Source organism: Methylobacterium sp. Leaf94 (genome assembly GCF_001426045.1).
Classification (GTDB): Bacteria; Pseudomonadota; Alphaproteobacteria; order Rhizobiales; family Beijerinckiaceae; genus Methylobacterium.
Genome location: NZ_LMRM01000034.1, coordinates 253,944 through 267,456 on the forward strand (window position 1 = coordinate 253,944; position 13,513 = coordinate 267,456).

Genomic DNA, 13,513 nt, shown 5'->3' on the forward strand with positions numbered 1-13,513 from the left:
GCGTTCCAAGACCCCCGCATAGCCCTGCATCCGGCAGGACCGCTTTTCCCGCGGCTGCCTGGAGTGCGAGGCGCCCGTCAGGCGCCCAGCCGACCGCCCGTTGCAGAGCGGATCGGTCGAGTCCGCGCGGACGCGCAGCCGGGGCGAAGGCTGCGCCGTCCTCATCCGAAATCCGAGCACTGGCCGGCCGCGGATCGCGAGCGGCTGCGTGCGCCACCCTGGAACGATGTGAACCATGATCGGGCCGCCGCACACACCGCTGACCTTGGCAAAGGCCTGCAAGCTGATCGGACGCCTCCTGAAGCCGGAGGCCGGATACGTCTGGATGGCGGTCGTCTACGGGGCCGCCATCGCCCTCCTGGGCCTTGCCACGCCCATCTCGGTCCAGTTGCTGATCAATTCGGTCGCGAACACCGCGCTGCCGGCGCCCCTGTTCGTGCTGTCCGGACTTCTCCTGCTCCTGCTGGCGATCGCGGCGGCGCTCAGCGCCGCCCGGGTCTACCTCATGGCGCTGTTCGAGCGGCGCGTCTTCGGCCGCATCGTGGCGGAGATCACCCTGCGCGCGGTCCACGCCCGCAATCCGTTCTTCGACGACGCCCAGCGGGGCGACCTGTTCAATCGGTTCTTCGACCTCATGACGGTCCAGAGGGCGGTGCCGCACCTTCTGATCGGCGGCTTTGCCATCGTCCTCCAATCGACGCTCGGCCTGATCCTGACGAGCTTCTACCACCCTTTCTTCCTGGCCTTTAACGGGGTCCTCGTCGGCGCGCTGCTGTTCCTGTGGCTGGTCTGGGCCGGCCCGGCGATCCGCTCGGGTGTGCGGCTCAGCCACGCCAAGCACGACACCGCCCGCTGGCTGGAGATCGTGGGCGGCTCGAACGGGTTCTACAAGAGCAGCCGCCACCTCGACTTCGCCCTGCAGCGCTCGGAAGCCGTGACGGCCGCCTATGTGCGGGCGCACCGCCGCCACTTCGGTCACACCTTCGCGCAGACCCTCGGCTGCCTTACGGTCTACGCCGTTGCCAGCGCGGCCCTGCTGGCGCTGGGCGGATGGCTGATCCTGCAGGGCCAGCTCTCGATCGGGCAGCTCGTGGCGGCCGAACTCGTCCTGTCGGGAGTGTTCTACGGCATCTCGCAGCTCGGCTCCTTCCTGGAGAGCTTCTACGACCTCGTGGCCGCGCTGCACGAACTGTCGCTGTTCTACGACATCGAGCAGGAGAACGACTTCGCGCGGACGGGGGCGGTGCCGGCGACCGGCTCCCTTCGCCTACGCGACGTCGAGGTCGAGGGCGGGCGCCTGGACTTCGCCGTCGGCAGCGGCGAGCAGATCGCCGTCACCGCGGAGGCGCAGGTCGAGCAAGCGGTGGCCGCGCTGCTCAAGCGCTCGGTGCAGCCGCGGCGCGGGTTGGTGATGATCGGCGGGGCCGACATCGCCTCCTTCGAGATGTACCGCCTGCGCTCCGAGATCCTGGTTCTCGACCGTCCGACGCTCGTCGAGACCACGATCCGCGCCTACCTCGCCCTCGCGGACGACCAGGGAGGAGCCACGACCCAGGATTGCCTCGACCGCCTCGGTCTGTCGGAGCGCATCCTGCACCTGCCGCAGGGCCTCGACACCCCGCTCTCGTCCTCGGGCTGGCCGCTCTCGACCCGCGAGATCATGGCCCTGAAGCTGGCCGCGGCGGTGGCGCGGCCCCCCAAGCTCCTGATCCTGAGTACCCTCTACGACCTCGTGGCGCCCGAACACGTCGCGGCGGCTCTGGTGGCCCTGCGCCAGGCGGGCACGACCGTTCTGCACTTCACCCAACGTCCCGAGACACAGGCCTACGACGGCTATCTCTGGCTCTGCAGGCGCGACCAGGTCCGGTTCGCGGATCCCGCGGGCCTGCTCGCCCGCGCCAACGACAAGGAGACGTCCCGTGCTGTCGCGGCCTGAACACCTGCATCACTTCCCGACGCTGACCGCGATCCGCCCGCCCCGTGCCGCCCTCGCGCTCGCCTGGATGCTCGGTATCGGCCTCGTCCTGGCGGCGCTGATCCTCCTCACCGTGCCCTGGGTCCAGACCTCGGCCGGAACGGGCCGCGTGATCGCGCCCAACCCGGCCGACCGCGTGCAGACGATCACGGCCCTCGTCCAAGGGCGGGTCGAGCACTGGTACGTGGAGGATGGCCAAAGGGTCCGGGCGGGCGATCCGATCGCACGGCTGGCCGACAACGACCCCTTCCTGCTTCAGCGGCTCGGGGCCGAGCGGGAGCAGATCGAGGCCGAGATCGCGGCCGCCGAACAGGCGGTGCGGGTGGCCGAGAGCGAGGTCAGCCAGACCCGGGAGGCGGCGGACAAGGGCTTCGTGACGCGGCGCAACTTCGAGGCCGCGCAGATCCGTGTCGCGGAGCGCCGCGTGCGGCTGGCCGAGGTCAGGGGGAAGCTGAATCGCCTGGATGTGACGGCGAACCGTCAGGCGGCGCAGCTGGTGCGCGCACCACGCGATGGGCGGATCCTGCATATCAATGCGGCGGCCGGAGCGACCCTGGTCAATGCCGGGGACATCCTCGCCACCCTAGCTCCGCACGCCTCCACGCGCGTGGTGGAACTGATGGTCGATGGCCGCGACGTGGCCCTGATCCGGCCCGGGCAGCCCGTGCGCCTCGCCTTCGAGGGCTGGCCGGCCATTCAGTTCAGCGGCTGGCCATCGGTGGCCCACGGCCTGTTCGATGGGCAGGTTCGGATGATCGACCCCTCGGCTCAGCCGAACGGCCTGTTCCGGGTCCTGGTGGAGCCGGCACCCGGCAAGATCGCCTGGCCGGACGTCGCGTTCATTCCCCTGGGCGCCAAGGTGCGCGGCTGGATCCAGATGGAGACGGTGACGGTCGGCTACGAACTCTGGCGCGTCCTAAACAACTTCCCGCTGGAATTCCGCAGGCCCGGTCGCGAGGGGCAGGAGGCGACAAGATGAGACGCCGTCGAACTGTACGCCCGTTGTCTTCCCCGATGGTCGGAAGGCCGATGGCGGCCATCCGCGCGGTTCCTGCGTTCGAGGATTCCGATCCCGGATGGGGTGTCGAACGCCTGCTTCCGAGCATCGCCTCAAGGACGTTGAAGGGCAGGGGTGGGTCGAATGCGGATGGCCCGCGTCACGATGGGGTCATACGCACACCGGACGGCAACGATGTCGGGAAACAGCGGTCGTTCCGACATCAGACGTCGCCGAGGCGGCTGTCAGCCGACCTTCAGGCTGGCCTGAAACGCGAAGGCCCACCGTTTCGGTTCGCGGTCTTCCGGTGACGGGTAAGGAAGCTTTAACCACCTTGACCGAAACTGCATCTGTCAGATCGGAGATGGGGTGTTTGCCTCGGTCCGAGCCGATCACGCTGCTGGCCGACACGGCCGGCCGCAATACTGTACGACTGAAGCCGGTTGGTCCGATGGGAGCGGGAGCCTTGCTCGCCTGTCGCGCTGACCGGCTTCGCCATGCGTGGGACAGGCGTAACATGTTGCGGGAATAGCGCTTCCACGTGATCAGGCGTAGGCTCGCCGGATGTTCAGGTGGCGCATCTACCTTGTGACGACAGCGGTGCTTGCACTTCCCATCAGCGGCTTCTGGCTTCATGCCTGGCACATCGGGGCCGGCTTGAAGTGGCTTGAGCCGGACGTCGATTTGTTGGTGATCGCAGCTCTTTCCGTCGGAGCCAGTGCGTTTCTGGCCTTTTCCGTGACGAGATCGATTGCGCGGTCCTAGGCTCGTCAGGAATTGTAGCTGACGAGCGCGACCACCCACGATCCGTGGTCCTTCACGAGGGCATGTGCTCCAGCCTCGCTGGCCGTCGGAGCATGAGAGCCGGACGGCTGGATCTCATAGACGTCATAGCTTGCCGCCGTGCTCGTTGGCCCGACGTGACCAAACCCGCGAGCCGCACGGCCATGATGGCGGTCAAAGAGAAAGACCGCATCATCCGGGGAGGCCACGTTCCCGGCTTGACCAAAGCGTGCCGTATCGCCGTAGACGCGGCCCGTAGCTCTCTCGATTGCGATGTAGTGTGCCATGCGAATTCGTCCCGCCCTTTCTGACTACACACGGTCGCCGCGTGCCATCTCGAACGCGCGGTCGATGGCCTGAACGACCTGCTTTGGCGCGAGATGATGGATCATGTGGCCCATGCCTGGGACGACGATGAATTCGCTCTGAGGCAAGGCGTGGTGCAATCGCTCGGATTGACGTCCGACATCTGCGATCTGATCGTCGGCCCCGGCGATGATGACGACGGGCAATTTGAGTTCGCGGTAGTGCGCCTGCAGTTCGACCGTCACCGGGGTCATCAACGCAGCATCCTCAGCGGAAGCTCGGAGCTGCAGAGGTCGCAGCATCATCTCTTTGGGGAACTCCCGATCAAACCGCTCCGGCACACGAGCCGGCGCGAACATCCCCTTGATCATGCCCGGCATGAGAGCCCGACCAACGAGTGGCGATACGGTGTAGCGCAGGACGTCCCCGATGCCGGGGATCGCCGGGGGTGAAGCCAGGATCAAATCGGCCCGCAGCGTCGGGTAGTAGTAGCCCGAAGCCAAGACGAGACTCCGCACGAGGCTTGGCGCCTGCAGCGCCAGGGCGATGGCGACAAGGCTGCCCCAGGAGTGCCCAAGGACCACCGCGTTCGAGACGCCAAGCCGCTCCAGAGCCTTTTCGTACAACGTCGCATGAGCCCGCGGGGTCCAGATCCCGCGGGGCCGGCTGCTGTAGCCATAGCCCGGCCGGTCGAAGATGATGACCCGGTAGCGCTTGGCGAGTTCGTCCACGATCCCGCTGACCAGGAAGTCCTGGATCATCGTACCGTTGCCGTGGATCAGCACCAAGGGCTGACCGTGGCCTCGGACGATGTAGTGCAAGCGCACACCATCCACGGTCATGAAGTCGCCGATGGGCGGCGTGCGCCGCTCGGCTTCGCGGGCGCTCACGACCGCAAACAGCGCGGATGCACCAAGAGCAGCAGCAGACCCGATGAGAGCGGGAACCAGCCAGGGCGTGGTCGAGCGGCGCGTCATAGTGTGATCCTCTGTGGTGAAAGTGGCTCCCTGATCGAGGAGACGGTGCGCGTGCGATGGGGGTCGAGCGTTCTCAGGGACGAGGGGCGGTTTCCAGGAGCCGGGGTGCCATCGCGGCGAGAGCCAGGAGTGGCCCTGGCATCACGACGCCGGCCCGCCGCATGGTCTGAGCAGCGGCTCGGCAACCCTGGATGTCGTTCGTGCCCGCCGCGCTCTCGATCTGCTGCACGTTCTCGGCGGAAGGTTTGGGAGCCGCGGGCGCAGCCGGGACCGTCGCAGACGCGACCTTCGCAGGTCCCGATGCCGTGGCCGTGGAGCCTGCCGGAGCGGCCTTGTTCTGCGCCTCACCCTGGGGACCAGCCGCACCCGGTCCGGAGGCCGTGATCTGCCCGCTCTGACCCGAGGTGTTCTGGGGCGTGCCCGGAGCTGAGGGCTTCGCTGACGTATCGTCACTCTTCTTGGCCGTCACCGCCGTAGCGAGCTGTGGCGGTGCCTCCGCGGCCTTTGTCGCGGCCTCGGGCTGTTTCACGAAGGCAACGAGTTCCGTGCATAGGTTCGCAGGTCTACCGGTTCCGCCGCTGCTATCGGGCGTGGGCTGACTCAATGCGCCTTGAGCGCGTGCAAGGGCTGGGTTCAGAACCAGCGCGGCGATCGTCATCGCCTTTAAAGCCCGCATGTCGATGTCCTTGGATCAGCCGGGAACGGCGCAGACGCGTTCGGAGGTGCTGATCACAAGAAACTGATCGCAGGGTGATTGGTTGCGATGGAACCTCGATGATGAACCCCAGAAAGCACTAGACATTCGCTCGAATGGCCGGGATGTCGAAGATCCGATTGTTTTCCGATTACCCTTGCCGGGCCCAATCTACGCACCCTTGAGACGCCCCATCTCTGTCGGGAAATATAGGATTGGATTTCCATTGCGGATGAAACGTACCGGAATCACTATCCCGATATGCCCTCGTCTCGACCCTCGACCTGCAGCGTGATGCGCTGACACGAGCCGGCTGCGAGTGCCTGCTCGAGGAGAAGACGTTCGATAAGGCCGGGATCAAGGGCCCCGAGTTCGAGGCGGCCCTCGCCTCACTCCGCCCCACCGACGTGCTCGTCGTCTGGACGCTCGCTCGTCCAGATGATGCGCACCATCGACTCTCTCGATCGCGGCCATCGCCACGCGCCTCGGGGTCAGCCGGGACACGCTCTTCAGCGAGTTCCTCCAGGCCCGCCCCCGCAGCGAGGCAGACGTAGCGGATCCGGCGCGAGCACCGCTTCGTCTACCCCACCGACTGGCCGCATCTCTCGGCCGTGATCCGTTTCGAGCGAGCCAAGGGACGTTGCGAGGTCTGCGCCCGTCCGCATGGACGGCGCGTCTTCCATCTAACGGATGGGCGCTGGTGGGACGGAGGGGAGGGCTCCTGGCGTGACGGGGCAGGGCGCTTCGTCTGTCCGGCGAGTGGGGCCGACGATGCTCTGGGTACCGTACGAACCACACGCGTGATCCTGACCACCGGCGATCGCGACACGACGAACAACGCGACCCGGGACCGTTCGGCCTTTGGCCAGCGCAGCCTCATGAATCCCGATCGACCCGAGCAACAGCGTCGGCACTGGTATACCTTGTTCAGGTGCAGAGCTTTAGGTGATCTCTTCAGGGCCCGTACTAGATTTGCATCTACCCAATGTCTCACAGGAAGTTCCGCATAGACACAAAATTCTTTTCCCGGGTAATTTCATTGTTTGTTAACCCGGCAATCGGGATATTGGCTCGAGTTTGATGTATTAATGCAACAAAATGGTATAGTAGATGCCCGATCGGCGGCGATTCAAAAGACAGCAATGCAATCTGGAGGCGAGGATCTTCGTTCCGCTCTCAAGTAACCCTATTCCTTGCCTCATCACAGATATCTCCACTCACGGAAGCTTCGTGCGTACGCCGAAGAACGCGCCCATCCCGGCAAATTTCGATCTTGCGATCGGCTTGAGCAGCCTACCCCGTGCGTGTCGCATCGCCCGGCGAGAAGCGGACGGCTATGGCATCGAATTCCTTGATCCTGTTCGTCATGAGATAGAGGAAATCCTCATCGAGACCGCGTTCAAGGAAGACCTCGTCTTCGAAGCGCTCAACCCAGCCCTGGACAGCGAAGCCACGATGACCCGGGTGCGTCTTCGTCGTGCCGTCGACGCGGTGATGGATCTGATCGAGCGGCGCAACGCCATGGGCTGGGCGTATATCGAGCCCTTGCCGGATCCGTTTGATCAATCTCGGGAAGCGCTTCGCAGCACCAGCGCGGCTCTGATACCGGCCTCGACCGCAAAGCTCTTGGCGCCTCCCTTCAGCAAGGGGCAAGGCCGTCGTTCGGCGGCTTTGTGACCGCCGCACCACGAGCGATGTTTCTCGTTCGTTCCGCAGGCCGAAGGTCTCGCCTCAGGAGGGGTCTTGGATCAGAAGAGGGGGCATTCCAGCTTCTGGTCCCGTGTCATGCTCCTCGCTTCCCATTCCGTCCTCCGGCAGCATCGCGAAGTCGTCGCCGTGATGGCCACCTATGGGATGTTCCTCGGCGGCATGCTGGTGCTCGCCTGGGCGATCTCCTGAGGGAGTCCGTGGATCGGTACGAGGCCATCGTGCATCGCGCGGCAGGGATCCGCGGCCGGGGGCCGCGCTGTCCCGGGTGGTGGCGTTCAGCGAGCTGAGATAGACCCGCCGCCCCAGGATGGGTGTGATAGGGGACGGAATGAGCGACCAGCGCAGCGCCGATTTCCTTGCCGTGGTCATCGAGAATGCGGAGCTGCGCCGGCAACTCGCGGAGGTTCAGGACCAATGCGTCGAGCTGGCGGTCGACGCGGGTGAACAGCACGCCGCGAACGAGGCCCTGCGTCTCCGACTGGCGCAGGCCGAGCGCGAGTGCGATGCCTGGCGCGCAGAGGCCGAACAGGGGCGGCGCACGGGCTGACTGTCGGGGGGACCGCACCATTCGACCACCAGTTCGACTGATCGAGGCTCGTGAAGCCGGTCGTTCCCGCGCAAGCCAAAAGGCCTCCCGGGCGTTCCATGTCGTGCCGACGGCGGCCAAAGCCGAGATGCCTGAACGGGGAGGGCATACGAACGGGTTGCCCGCGGAGACGGTCGAGGTACGCGATGACGTGATCGCCCGGGGCGAGGCGCATCGGAACGAGCCCATGGCAACCCTTCATGCCCTCGGCAGCCGGGGGGAGCGTTCGATGGCGAACCTATGAATGCGAGGGCAGATCGAGGGCACGCTCGCCGCGATGCGGTGGCGTCGCGCCTGACTGCACGCGCTAGAGCCACGCACCGGGTAACCCGCCTGCCACGCGGCTCATTCCCAGTCGATCTCCAGGGAGCGCTCGAACGCCCCATCGCCGAGCTCCTTGCCTTTGGGATCGACGACCACGACGTCCCGAAAGCCTCGCCGCCGCAGCTCCCACGTCTTCTCCATCGCCTGTTCGTCCGTGCCGCAGGCGAAGGTCATCACCCTGCCACTCGGATCAATCCCCTTCACTGTGAACACGACATCGTCTCCGCTCTCGACCGGGATATGGGGTTGGCATTTGCGAGATCGTAGCCCGGATCGGATCACAGGTGGCCAAGTGGGGCAGCCTGGATCCTGGATCGGAAACGTCCGCTCAGGCAATGTCTCTGGTATACCTCTATCAAATGCAACGCCTTGGGATGTCTCTTCGGTGCCCCGTGCCTGACCAGCCGAGGCCGGATTTGCGACGCTCAGTTTTAATCCGGTGCAGTGCGTGTCCCCTGGCACGTCAAGAATGAAAACGGCTCCCCATATTGGTTTCAGACACAGAGAGAAACGAACTAAGACATTGGTTCGTACTGTGAAGGAGCTCGTAAGCTTTAATGAAGACCCGTATCGCCGCCCTCGCCACCGCCCTTGTCCTTGGCGTTGCTCCGATCTCGTCCGCCATGGCCTATGACAGCCCCTCTCGCTACACGTCGTTCGCACCCTACGACGTCGAGACCACGGGCTCGGTCAACGATGTGCGCCGTCCTCCGGCCTATCTCGGTTGTCCGATGAGCTCGGCCGCCGAGGGCAACGCCAACCAGCAGAACTTCCCCACCCAGCAATACGGCCAGACCTCGGGCGGAAACCGCTGCTGATTGGGCTCGCGACGGAGACTCCCATGCTGCTGAAAGGCTTCTCCACCGCGATGATCGCTGCCTTCGCGGGTGGCATCGTCTGCAGCATCGTCGGCTCGGCCAACGCCTCCTTGAGCCTGTAAAGGCCGAGCCCTACGGATATGCCTTCGAGACCCGCCTGGCCCTGGCCGCGGCGGGTCTCTTGCTATGCTTGACAGCTTTTCGAAGCGAAGCGTGACGCTCCCCCTGGCAAGGCGTTTCTGCCCTCTGTCCCCGGTCTGCACAGGTCGTCCACAAAGCGTTTGACCCGCGCCCGTCCAGAATGTTCCTGCTTTGTACTGAAGGGGGGGCAAGACCCATGACCGCAACGCAGATCGCCGAGATGGCGTCCATGAGCGAGGCCGAGATGATCGCTCTGGCCTACGCAGAAGCGGCCGGTGGCGATGCCCGCCGGGCCCTGCTGCAGGCCATCGAGGACATCCTGAGCTTGGAGGCGAAGCTGGCCACGGCCGAACGGCGGATCTCCTATGGCTACGTTCGCGGTGCCGGACCCGGTCGGGGCACCTGACGTGGAGCGCCTGTGCGATGTCCGCGCCGAACGCATCGTCCTCCTGTGCAGTCCCTGCGGACGGCGCGGATCCTATGTGATCGAGCGACTGCGCCAGCGCTTCGGCGCGCATGCCTCGGTGCTGGACGTGTACCTGGCCCTCACGCAAACCTGCCGCTTCCAGCGCGAGGTTGGAAGCCGGACCCCCAACGTCTACGGCATGACGTGCCGGGCCAAGCTCGACACCACGGGTGGGCCTGAACCCGCGGGGCTGCCGTCGAGGACCTGAGCCATGTGCAACCTCTACAGCCTGGTTACGCCCCAGGCCGAGATCCGCGCTTCCTTCGGCGTGTCGGTCGATCGTACCGGCAACCTGCCGCCGCTGCCGGGCATCTTCCCCGATCAGCGCGCGCCCATCGTGCGCGTGACCGAGGACGGCGAACGCGTCCTGGAGATGTTGCGCTGGGGCATCCCGGGCCCGAAGTCGTTCGGCGAGCATCCTGTGACCAACGTGCGCAACGTGAAGAGCCCGCACTGGCGGCCCTGGCTGAAGCCGGAGTACCGCTGCTTGGTACCGGTCTCCTCGTTCAGCGAGTACGCCGACACCAAGCCGCGAAAGACGCCGACCTGGTTCGCTCTCGGCGAGGACCGGCCGCTGTTTGCGTTCGCCGGCATCTGGCGCCCCTGGACGGGGGTGCGCGGCACGAAGGCCGAGAACCCCGACCGCATCGAGGAAGAGCACCACCTGTTCTCCTTCCTGACCTGCGAGGCCAACGGTATCGTCGGCCCGGTCCACCCGAAGGCCATGCCGGTGCTGCTGACGACGCCGGAGGCGTGGAGCACCTGGCTCGCGGCCCCGACCGAGATTGCGCTGGAGCTTCAGCGTCCCCTGCCGGATGCGATGATGCGGATCGTGGCGACGGGATCTCGAAAGGATCCGGCAGAGTGAAAAATCGAGCGGCTTCGCAAATTCCTACCTTGTCATTTGATTAACTTAGCTGCCAAACAAGCAAATCAGATTAAAGACGATCTTCACCGGGCTACGTTATCAATCCATCTGGTCGAGAGAGAAAAAGATCTACTCATACAACGACTGATGGCAGAAGCGAAAAACTGCGATGATCCACCAGCTTGTTTATTACAGCCGCAACGTCGTCCTCGGCAACGACCGGGCGATGCTGACGAATTTGCGGGAGATCGTCACAGCCTCACAGCGCAACAACAGCCGAGACGGGATCACCGGGTTCCTGATCTTCGACAAGACCTGGTTCATCCAGATCCTGGAGGGTGAGCAGGCGCAGGTAAGCGCGACTTATACTCGTATTGCACGGGATCCGCGCCACACGACGGCGACCATCATGGATGCGCGCAACAGTCCGAGCCGCTCCTTTCCCAACTGGACCATGGGAGGCGCCATGCGGACGCCGGAGGTGGAAGAGGTCTACCTGCAGCATGGCATCGGCAGCGCCATCGAGCCCACACGCCTGAAGAGCACGCAGATCATCAACCTCGCGCTCGACCTCCAGGCCTTCGATGCCGCCAAGCGTCAGGCGCAGCGTCTCGCCAGCTAACGGTATCCCACCGTCATTCTTGGGGCGCCGATCACCACTCTGGCCTTACTGGAATCGAACGCCGTGGGAGGCCTCGGTCGCTGTTCAGCGGCTGAGGCGCAGCCCGAGATCTCGCCGGTCGTTGGAGCGGAAGACCGAACGCCGACGAGGTTCAGGTCTTGATGCCCGTGAAGGTCTTCGAGATCGGCGGCTGGGCTCGCGCTTCCCGATGTTCACGAGCGTCGGGACCGAACGCGCAGCGGCGATGGGCGGTGTGACAATCACACCCCTGGCCTGATCAGGATCGTTCACTAGAACGCTTCTGATCACCGGGACGGCCGACACTTGAACGACTCCGAAGACGGCGCGCGCATCGACGCCGAGATCACCAGCTCCGTCGTCGGCTCCGATCCCTTCGCCGCTGCCGTGCGCGCGACGCGCATGCCGATGGTGATCACCGATCCGCGGTTGCCCGACAATCCCATCGTGTACGTGAACGACGCGTTCGTGAAGCTCACCGGCTACGAACGCTCGGAGATCATCGGACGCAACTGCCGTTTCCTGCAGGGCCCCGAGACGAACCCCGAGGACGTCAAGCGGGTCAGGGACGCCATCGACCGGCGCGTCACCATCGAGATCGACCTGAAGAACCACCGCAGGGACGGCATCGCTTTCTGGAACCGCCTCCTCGTCTCGCCTGTCTTCGCGCCCGACGGCGAACTGACTTACTTCTTCGCCTCGCAGTATGACGTGACCCTCGAAAAGGAGCGGCTTGTCGTCCTCCAGAAGGACCGCGACGCCCTGGAGGCGGAGTCGGCCCGCCGCTCCCTCGAACTCATCGAGAGCGAGGAGCGCCTCCGATTTACCCTGAAGGCCGGACGCCTCGGAGCCTGGACGCTCGATCTCGGCGTCATGCGCCTGGTCTCGTCGGATGGGTTCAAGGAGAACCTTGGTCGCCCGCAGAACGAACCGCTGACCTACGAGGAGATGCTCAAGGCCATCCATCCGGAGGATCTCCCCAGGAAGCTCGCGGCCCGGGACGCTGCGATTGCCGGCCACTCGGACTACGACGTCGAGATCCGTGTCATCACTCCGCGAGGCGAGACACGCTGGCTGCAGTTTCGCGGCCAGGCCTCGTACCGCGCGGATGGCACACCTCTGAGCATCGCCGGGATCAGCCTGGACATCACGGACCGCAAGCGGGCCGAAGAGCACCGCGACCTCCTTGCGGGCGAGCTCAACCACCGCATCCAGAACACCCTGGCGACCGTCCAATCCATCTCCCGCCAGACGCTGCGGGGTGCCGCTTCCTTGGAGGAGGCGCAGGTCGCGATGGAGTCCCGCCTACGTTCCTTGTCGGCCGCGACGGAAATGCTGGCCCGGGGCAGTGGCGATTGGGCGACTCTGACGGAGGTCGTCATTGCGGCGCTGCACCCGTTCGGCGTCGAGCAGGGTCATCGCTTCAAGATCGGCGGACCGATCCTGCGCCTCGCACCGCGCGTCGCCCTGGCCTTCGCGCTCGCCATCCACGAACTCGCGACGAATTCCGTCAAGTACGGTTCCCTCTCGCGGGACGACGGTCGGGTGATCGTGAGCTGGGATATCGTGGACGGGTCCAGTCCCGACCGGCTCTGGTTCCAGTGGCAGGAGGTCGGTGGACCCCGGGTCTCGAGACCGACGCGGACCGGCTTCGGCTCCCGCATGATCGAACGCGCCCTGGCCCAGGAGATCGGAGGGACGGCGGAGATCGATTACCGCCCGCGCGGCGTCGTGTTCACGGCCGAGGCGCCGCTGCTGGAGATCACCCGAGACTGAAGGGGCGCCGTTCGGTCGGGTATCCTCATTCTGATAAACGCCATCCAGACGTCAGGCCGCGTGGTGGATGGCGTCGACGACCTGGGAGGAGCTGTACGGTTTGGCGACGAACAACCCGTGATCCGGCATGTCCCGATTCGCGAACCGGTTGCGTCCCGAGGTCACGACGAGCCGGATGTCGGGCCAGGCGTTGTGGACGCGCTCGGCCAGGGTCACTCCGCACATAGACCCGGGCATATCGACGTCCGTGAAGAGCACGCCGATGTCCGAACGCTCGTGAAGGATGAACCAGGCTTCATCGGCTTGACGTGCCTCGACCACCGAGAAGCCGGCATCCTCCAGCATGTCGACCGCCATCATGCGGACGAGGTCATCGTCCTCGACCACAAGCACCCACGATGTTTCGGGATCGCGTTTCCTCGACATTGCTGTTCAACAAGCGACCTCCGGAA

Annotated in this window: 14 protein-coding genes and 1 pseudogene; 11 read left to right on the forward strand and 4 right to left on the reverse strand. The window is 65.2% G+C overall.

Annotated elements, in window-relative coordinates; all coding sequences use genetic code 11:
- Nucleotides 1–235: 235 nt before the first annotated feature.
- Both ASG63_RS16685 and ASG63_RS16690 read left to right on the forward strand, forming a co-directional pair.
- A complete protein-coding gene (locus ASG63_RS16685) occupies nucleotides 236–1,936 on the forward strand; it encodes an ABC transporter transmembrane domain-containing protein (protein ID WP_056218706.1) in 1,701 nt (566 codons plus the stop codon).
- Nucleotides 1,920–2,954, forward strand: a complete 1,035-nt coding sequence (locus tag ASG63_RS16690) for an efflux RND transporter periplasmic adaptor subunit (RefSeq protein ID WP_056218709.1) — start codon at nucleotides 1,920–1,922, stop codon at nucleotides 2,952–2,954. The genes ASG63_RS16685 and ASG63_RS16690 overlap by 17 nt, the downstream gene beginning before the upstream one ends.
- A gap of 788 nt (nucleotides 2,955–3,742) precedes the next feature.
- On the opposite strand, the gene ASG63_RS25420 is transcribed toward ASG63_RS16690, so the two are convergent.
- A complete protein-coding gene (locus tag ASG63_RS25420) occupies nucleotides 3,743–4,042 on the reverse strand; it encodes a hypothetical protein (protein ID WP_156394225.1) in 300 nt (99 codons plus the stop codon).
- 24 nt (nucleotides 4,043–4,066) lie between these two features.
- Entirely contained in the window at nucleotides 4,067–5,038 is a 972-nt protein-coding gene (locus tag ASG63_RS16700; protein ID WP_056218715.1) for an alpha/beta fold hydrolase, read from the reverse strand.
- Nucleotides 5,039–6,016: 978 nt separating this feature from the next.
- Here ASG63_RS16700 and ASG63_RS27075 point away from each other — a divergent pair.
- The 3 genes and pseudogenes from ASG63_RS27075 to ASG63_RS16710 all read left to right on the forward strand — a co-directional run.
- A pseudogene (locus ASG63_RS27075) lies at nucleotides 6,017–6,194 on the forward strand (recombinase family protein); the annotation flags it as partial.
- 648 nt (nucleotides 6,195–6,842) lie between these two features.
- Entirely contained in the window at nucleotides 6,843–7,409 is a 567-nt protein-coding gene (locus ASG63_RS16705) for a PilZ domain-containing protein (RefSeq protein WP_082559352.1), read from the forward strand.
- A gap of 361 nt (nucleotides 7,410–7,770) precedes the next feature.
- On the forward strand, nucleotides 7,771–7,989 hold the full coding sequence (locus ASG63_RS16710; RefSeq protein WP_056218723.1) for a hypothetical protein: 219 nt from the start codon (nucleotides 7,771–7,773) through the stop codon (nucleotides 7,987–7,989).
- Nucleotides 7,990–8,373: 384 nt separating this feature from the next.
- Here ASG63_RS16710 and ASG63_RS16715 read toward each other — a convergent pair whose 3' ends face one another.
- A complete protein-coding gene (locus ASG63_RS16715) occupies nucleotides 8,374–8,565 on the reverse strand; it encodes a hypothetical protein (RefSeq protein ID WP_056218727.1) in 192 nt (63 codons plus the stop codon).
- Nucleotides 8,566–8,909: 344 nt separating this feature from the next.
- Here ASG63_RS16715 and ASG63_RS16720 point away from each other — a divergent pair, with 344 nt between their 5' ends.
- From ASG63_RS16720 to ASG63_RS16745, 6 genes are all read left to right on the forward strand, one after another.
- Nucleotides 8,910–9,170 carry a hypothetical protein gene (locus tag ASG63_RS16720; RefSeq protein WP_056218729.1) on the forward strand — a complete coding sequence of 87 codons (261 nt, stop codon included), beginning with the start codon at nucleotides 8,910–8,912 and terminating at the stop codon, nucleotides 9,168–9,170.
- A gap of 337 nt (nucleotides 9,171–9,507) precedes the next feature.
- On the forward strand, nucleotides 9,508–9,717 hold the full coding sequence (locus tag ASG63_RS16725; RefSeq protein ID WP_056218733.1) for a hypothetical protein: 210 nt from the start codon (nucleotides 9,508–9,510) through the stop codon (nucleotides 9,715–9,717).
- On the forward strand, nucleotides 9,677–9,985 hold the full coding sequence (locus ASG63_RS16730) for a hypothetical protein (protein ID WP_244476371.1): 309 nt from the start codon (nucleotides 9,677–9,679) through the stop codon (nucleotides 9,983–9,985). The genes ASG63_RS16725 and ASG63_RS16730 overlap by 41 nt, the downstream gene beginning before the upstream one ends.
- 3 nt (nucleotides 9,986–9,988) lie before the next feature.
- A complete protein-coding gene (locus ASG63_RS16735) occupies nucleotides 9,989–10,645 on the forward strand; it encodes an SOS response-associated peptidase (RefSeq protein ID WP_056218739.1) in 657 nt (218 codons plus the stop codon).
- A gap of 169 nt (nucleotides 10,646–10,814) precedes the next feature.
- Nucleotides 10,815–11,267, forward strand: coding sequence for a BLUF domain-containing protein (locus ASG63_RS16740; RefSeq protein WP_056218743.1), 453 nt, complete (start codon nucleotides 10,815–10,817; stop codon nucleotides 11,265–11,267).
- Between the two features lie 324 nt (nucleotides 11,268–11,591).
- Nucleotides 11,592–13,061, forward strand: a complete 1,470-nt coding sequence (locus ASG63_RS16745) for a PAS domain S-box protein (RefSeq protein WP_056218746.1) — start codon at nucleotides 11,592–11,594, stop codon at nucleotides 13,059–13,061.
- 51 nt (nucleotides 13,062–13,112) lie between these two features.
- On the opposite strand, the gene ASG63_RS16750 is transcribed toward ASG63_RS16745, so the two are convergent.
- Nucleotides 13,113–13,487: a response regulator gene (locus ASG63_RS16750; protein WP_056218750.1), complete on the reverse strand. Its 375-nt coding sequence runs from the start codon at nucleotides 13,485–13,487 to the stop codon at nucleotides 13,113–13,115.
- Between the last annotated feature and the right edge of the window lie 26 nt (nucleotides 13,488–13,513).